The organism is Shewanella sp. A22 (assembly GCF_053850585.1).
The window spans coordinates 1-1,258 of the sequence record NZ_JBSQBN010000248.1; the positions used below are offsets into that span (position 1 = coordinate 1).

Consider the following 1,258-nt stretch of genomic DNA (forward strand, 5'->3'; position numbering starts at 1 on the left):
TATTATCGGGATTAACATTAGATAATCCTAAGGCGCATCGACCAATATTAGGACTTGAAGTATGACGGCGAATGTTGATCGCAAATTTCTACTTGAACGATCATTTTTCGCTGTCACACTAAGGATATTAAAAACCTTTTAAGACCCGAGCGACCTTGACTGACCTACCTGATGACGTAGCACAACTCAAAGCCATGTTGCTGCAACTGCAAGCAAAAGAGCGTGCACAAGCAGAAGAAATTGCTGAGCTTAAAACGACAGTTCAACTACTGGTTGAACAACTCAATCTCAGCAAGTCAAAACGCTTTTCATCACAAAGTGAAAAGGTAGCCAAAGGCACGTTTAACGAAGCTGAGCAGCAACATGCGTTGCCAAAAGTAAACAAGACCAAGGCTAAAACAGGCAGAAAACCGTTACCTGAAGCGCTTGAGCGTGAAGTTTATCAGCACGAACTCAGCGCCCCTTGTTGTGAATGTTGCCAAGCACCCCTTCATGAATGCGGTAAAGAAGTCAGCGAAGAGCTCAAAATCATTCCACAGAAAGTCAGCGTTATCCGTCATGAGCGCACCAAATACACGTGTCGTCAATGTGAAAAAACACAAGTCAGCAATAAAGTCATTACCGCCCCTAAGCCTGCGAGTATGTTGCCTAAAAGCATGGGCAGTGCTGAAACGTTTGCGGCAATCGTCACGGCTAAATATGTTGATGCATTACCACTCTATCGCCAGGTTGATATGTTAAATCGCTCAGGTATTGATATCAGCAGAGGCACGCTAGCAAATTGGTGTGTACAACTAGGTGATAAAGTCCAAATTATTATCGATGCAATGAAAGCAAAACTCCTGAATGAAAAGCTGATTTGTGCCGATGAAACAACGGTGCAAGTCCTTCGAGAAGAAGACAGAAAAGCCGAAACTAAATCGTACATGTGGGTTTATCGCAGTGGTGAATTTGCAGAAAACCCAGCGGTTATTTACGACTATCAACCGAGTCGTGCCGCTGCCTGTGTAAAGGATTTTCTAACGGGATACTCAGGCTACCTCCTGACTGATGGCTACAGTGCTTACAATACGCTTGAACAGGTCACTCAAGCCGCTTGTATGGCACATGCGAGAAGGAAATTTACCGATGCTCAAAAAGCATCGCCTTCAAAAAAAGCAGGTAAAGCCGAAAAAGCGCTCAGTTACATAGCCAAACTTTACGGGATAGAAAAACAGGCAAAAAACTTAACCTCCAAAGCGCGTCAACAGCTGAGAAA

Annotated in this window: 1 protein-coding gene; it reads left to right on the forward strand. The window is 44.0% G+C overall.

The window, feature by feature from the left end:
• Positions 1 to 155: 155 nt before the first annotated feature.
• A partial coding sequence (tnpC, locus tag ACWXWT_RS20535) for an IS66 family transposase (RefSeq protein WP_456043408.1) occupies positions 156 to 1,258 on the forward strand: 1,103 nt, incomplete at its 3' end.